Origin of the sequence: Streptomyces alkaliphilus (assembly GCF_014141535.1) — a bacterium.
Classification (GTDB): Bacteria; Actinomycetota; Actinomycetes; order Streptomycetales; family Streptomycetaceae; genus Streptomyces; species Streptomyces alkaliphilus.
Genome location: NZ_VKHT01000360.1, coordinates 1 through 4,747 on the forward strand (window position 1 = coordinate 1; position 4,747 = coordinate 4,747).

At 73.9% G+C, this 4,747-nt stretch carries 4 protein-coding genes; 3 read left to right on the forward strand and 1 reads right to left on the reverse strand.

All coding sequences use genetic code 11. The annotated features are described in order from the left end of the window. Window positions 1-34: 34 nt before the first annotated feature. Both FNQ90_RS12975 and FNQ90_RS12980 read left to right on the forward strand, forming a co-directional pair. Window positions 35-754 (forward strand): ribonuclease HII, encoded by a 720-nt coding sequence (locus FNQ90_RS12975; protein WP_182606524.1) that lies wholly within the window; start codon window positions 35-37, stop codon window positions 752-754. A gap of 117 nt (window positions 755-871) precedes the next feature. Next, window positions 872-3,031 (forward strand): RecQ family ATP-dependent DNA helicase, encoded by a 2,160-nt coding sequence (locus FNQ90_RS12980; RefSeq protein ID WP_182606525.1) that lies wholly within the window; start codon window positions 872-874, stop codon window positions 3,029-3,031. A gap of 335 nt (window positions 3,032-3,366) precedes the next feature. Here FNQ90_RS12980 and FNQ90_RS12985 read toward each other — a convergent pair whose 3' ends face one another. Further along, a complete protein-coding gene (locus FNQ90_RS12985) occupies window positions 3,367-4,026 on the reverse strand; it encodes a MerR family transcriptional regulator (RefSeq protein ID WP_182606526.1) in 660 nt (219 codons plus the stop codon). A gap of 126 nt (window positions 4,027-4,152) precedes the next feature. Between FNQ90_RS12985 and FNQ90_RS12990 the strand changes: the two genes are divergently transcribed. Then, window positions 4,153-4,539, forward strand: coding sequence for a DUF3291 domain-containing protein (locus FNQ90_RS12990; protein WP_323379926.1), 387 nt, complete (start codon window positions 4,153-4,155; stop codon window positions 4,537-4,539). Window positions 4,540-4,747 lie beyond the last annotated feature (208 nt).

A 4,747-nucleotide genomic window follows, 5' to 3' on the forward strand; every position in this document is an offset into this window, starting at 1 on the left:
CCCCACGACCGATCGCCCCGCCGCGCCTCGGGTGGTGTCCGCCCGTCCCGTCCCCGCCCACACCGTGGAACGTTCGCTGCGCGCCCGCACCGGTGCCCGCCTGGTCGCCGGAATCGACGAGGTCGGCCGCGGCGCGTGGGCCGGGCCGGTCACCGTCTGCGCGGCCGTCACCGGACTGCGTCGCCCGCCGGAGGGCCTGACCGACTCCAAGCTGCTCACCCCCGCGCGACGCGTCGAGATGGCCGCGCGGCTGGAGGAGTGGGTCACCGCCGGCGCCCTGGGCCACGCCTCCCCGGAGGAGATCGACGCCCTGGGCATGACGGCCGCCCTGCGACTGGCCGCCGTACGGGCGCTGGAGGCCCTCCCCGAGCGGCCCGACGCGGTCATCCTCGACGGCAGCCACGACTACCTCGGCGCCCCGTGGACCGTGCGCACCGTCGTCAAGGGCGACCTGTCCTGCGTCCCGGTGGCGGCGGCCTCCGTGCTGGCCAAGGTGGACCGGGACGCCCGCCTCGCGGAACTGGGCCGCGAGCACCCCGACTTCGCCTTCGAGCGCAACGCCGGTTACCCCTCGCCCGTCCACCGCGCGGCGCTGGAACGGCTGGGGCCGACCCCGCACCACCGCCTGAGCTGGTCCTACCTCGACGCCCTCCCGCGCTGGCGACACCTGCGCAGGCCCGCTCCCGTCACCCCGGGCCGGCCGCGCCGTACCGCCCCGGCCGGCCCGCCCGCCGGGCAACTCGGCATGTTCTGAGCGCGCCCCGTGCCCCGCTGCCGGGGACCGGGCGCGACGCACCGCCCTCTCGGGTCGCCGTGGGCGTCACGCGCGGTGAAGTGGCCGATTGTCCGTGCCGTCGGGTTGCATGGAGGCATGGACGATCCGGAACTCCGCGCCGAAGCCGATGCCGTTCTCGCCGAACTGGTCGGCGCCCCACCCGGTTCGGCGCGGTTGCGGGAGGACCAGTGGCGGGCGGTGGCGGCCCTCGTGCGGGAGCGTCGGCGGGCCCTGGTGGTGCAGCGCACGGGCTGGGGGAAGTCGGCGGTGTACTTCGTGGCCACCGCCCTGCTGCGCCGTCGCGGAGCGGGTCCGACCGTGATCGTCTCGCCGCTGCTGGCGCTGATGCGCAACCAGGTGGAGGCGGCGGTGCGGGCCGGTATCCGGGCGCACACCATCAACTCGGCGAACCCGGAGGAGTGGGAGGCGATCCAGGGGGAGATCGCCCGCGGGGAGACCGATGTCCTCCTGGTGAGTCCGGAACGTCTCAACTCGGTGGACTTCCGCGAACAGGTGCTGCCCCGGCTGGCGGCGGACACGGGTCTGCTGGTGGTCGACGAGGCGCACTGCATCTCCGACTGGGGCCACGACTTCCGGCCCGACTACCGCCGGCTGCGCTCCATGCTCGCCGACCTCGCCCCCGGGGTGCCGGTGCTGGCGACCACCGCGACCGCCAACGCGCGGGTCACGGCCGACGTGGCCGAACAGTTGGGCACCGGTGCCGGGGAGGCCCTGGTGCTGCGGGGCTCGCTGGAGCGGGAGAGCCTGCGCCTGGGGGTGATCCGGCTCCCGGACGCCGCACACCGCCTGGCCTGGCTGGCCGAGCACCTGGAGGAACTGCCGGGCTCCGGGATCGTCTACGCGTTGACGGTGGCCGCGGCCGAGGAGGCGACCGCGTTCCTGCGACAGCGCGGCTTCGCGGTGGCCCCCTACACCGGACGCACGGAGAACGCCGAGCGCCTCCAGGCCGAGAGCGACCTGCAGGGCAACAAGGTCAAGGCGCTGATCGCCACCTCGGCGCTGGGCATGGGCTTCGACAAGCCGGACCTGGGTTTCGTGGTCCACCTCGGTTCGCCCTCCTCGCCGATCGCGTACTACCAGCAGGTGGGGCGGGCCGGCCGCGGGGTCGATCACGCCGAGGTCCTGATGCTGCCGGGCCGGGAGGACGAGGCGATCTGGCGCTACTTCGCCGACACCGCCTTCCCGCCCGAGGAGCGGGTGCGCCAGACCCTCGCGGCCCTCGCCGAGGCGGGACGCCCGTTGTCCGTCCCGGCCCTGGAGACGGCCGTCGATCTCCGGCGCACCCGGCTGGAGACGATGTTGAAGGTCCTGGACGTGGACGGGGCCGTCAAACGGGTGAAGGGCGGATGGATCTCCACCGGGGAGCCGTGGTTCTACGACACCGAGCGGTACGCCCGGGTGGCCCACCAGCGAGCGACCGAGCAACAGGCCATGCGCGATTACGTGAGCACGTCCCTGTGCCGCATGGAGTTCCTGCGTCGGCAGTTGGACGATGAGGGGGCGACCGCGTGCGGCCGGTGTGACAACTGCGCGGGCGCCCGGTTCACCACCTCGGTCTCCCCGGAGACGGTGACCGGCGCCACCCGGGAGCTGGACCGCCCCGGCGTGGAGATCGAGCCGCGCCGGATGTGGCCGACGGGGATGCCCGCGCTGGGCATCGACCTCAAGGGGCGCATCCCGGTCGGCGAACAGTGCTCCACCGGCCGTGCCCTGGGGCGGCTCTCGGACATCGGCTGGGGCAACCGCCTGCGTCCCCTGCTGGCGGAGGACGCCCCCGACGGTCCGGTGCCCGAGGAGGTGCTGCGGGCCGTGGTGACGGTCCTCGCCGACTGGGCCCGCTCCCCGGGCGGGTGGGCGCCGGATGTCCCCAACGCCTCCCCCCGGCCGGTGGGGGTCGTGGCCGTGCCGTCCCTGACCCGGCCGCACCTGGTCGACTCCCTGGCCCGGGGCATCGCGAGCGTGGGCCGCATGCCCTTTCTCGGGGCCCTCGCCCACACCGATCCCGACCGCGCGCACTCGGCACGTCGGAGCAACTCCGCCCAACGGCTCAAGGGGTTGGTGGGGGCCTTCGAGGTCCCGGCCGGCCTGGCCGCCGCCCTGACCGACACCCCCGGGTCCGTGCTGTTGGTGGACGATCGGACCGACTCCGGCTGGACCCTCGCGGTCGCGGCCCGCGTGCTCCGCCGGGCCGGGAGCGGAGAGGTGCTCCCCCTGGTCCTCGCCACGACGGGCTGAGCGTCCTTCCGGCCCTGGAGCGCGAGCCCTCTTTCGGGCCGGTGGCGTCGGGTGCCGGGCCCGTGGTGCCCGGCACCGCGGCCCTGTCCGGTGACCGCCCGGGCTCCCGGGCACGTGCCCGGACGCACGATCAGTCGGACACCGCCCCACCGCCGAGTCGACCCGTCAGGGGTCCCGGGGGCGGGAGGGCTCCCTTTTCCGCCGGAGGCGCCGTTCGGCCCCCGAGGCGGGTGGGCCCCGCCGTTGTCCGCGGGTGTCGTCCGAGCGGGGACGGTGAGGCCGTCGACCGGTTGCCCCGGGTCTCCGGGGGTGGGGCCCCGGGGGCGACCGGTGGGTCAGCGCGGCTCCTCCCCGGTGCCGTGGCGTGATGCCGATTCGTTCTCCTGCGCCATCCGGCGCAGGAGGAGCAGCACGGGTTCCAGCAGGATGGTCGTCAGGACGGCCCGTTCGGCGATGTCGATGTGGTCGTCCTCGTCCCCCGCCAACTGGTCCAGGTCCAGGGCGGCGATCCGCTCGGTGAGCCTGGCGTACGGCACCAGCGTCTCCACCCGCAACGGAAGCCCCACTTCGGCCATCTCGTACAGGGCGCGGGCCAGGGCTAGACGCCCCTCGGACCTGCGGTGAATCCGCCAGCCCAGCGCCTCGATCAGCTTCTCGGCCTCCTCGAGACGGGCCCGGGGCACGGTGTCCCCGGCCGGCTGGTCCCCGGCCGGGTGCTCCCCGACCGGCAGGGCGCCCAGCACGAGCCCCAGGGTGCGGTGCAGGTCGCCGTCGTCCCGGGAAAGCGCCTCCAGGAGTTCGGCGGTGGCGTTCACGGACAGCCCGCGCACCGACACGAGGGCACGGATCAGGCGCAGCCGTCGCAGGTGGTCGTCATCGTAGACGGCCTGGTTGTGGGCGGTGGGCGTGCCGGGCGGCAACAGGCCCTCCCGCAGGTAGTACTTGATCGTCGTGATCGGTACGCCACTGAGACGGCTCAGGTCGGAGATGCGCATGCGGCAGGACTTTCGCTGTGGTCACTGGAACGTGGAGAGTGATACTCTCCACTCTCTATTTGGTTCGCTCCGGGGTCTCCCGGGCGGGGTTCCGTTCGGAACCCGGGAACGTACGAGGAGCAGCACGTGGCGACTCTGCCATGGACCGTCCCCCAACCGCCCCCGCCGGGAGCGCGGGCGCTCGTCATGGCCTCCCGCTTCGAGGTCCACTCGGCCGCACATGTGCCGCGCTTCCTCGTGAAGTCCCTCCTGGCCTGGAAGCAGGTGCGGTCGACGCCCGGCGCGTACGGCGTCTCCCTGGTGGCGCAGCCGTGGAAGCGGACCTTCTGGACGCTCTCCGCGTGGGAGAGCGACGAAGCGCTCCGGGCGTACGCGACCACGGAGCCGCACAGGAGCATCATGACCGGGCTCGGCCCCGTGATGAAGGACGCTCTTTTCGTCCGGTGGGAGGTCGCCACGGACGATCTCCCGGTGACCTGGGAGGAGGCGCGGCACCGGCTGGCCCGTCGGTGAGCGCCGGGGGTGCTCGCCGGGTGACCGGCCGGGAGATCATCCACAGGCTCCGGAGATGATCGGATCGTCTCGGGTGCCTGTGGATGGAGCGGACGACGATTCGGCTCCGAGCCGGCACGGTGCTCCCATGACACGACACCACGAGTCCGCTCCAAGCTCCCCGGACGAGTTCACCCCCGCCCTTCCCCCTCCGGGCGGGGAGCCGGAC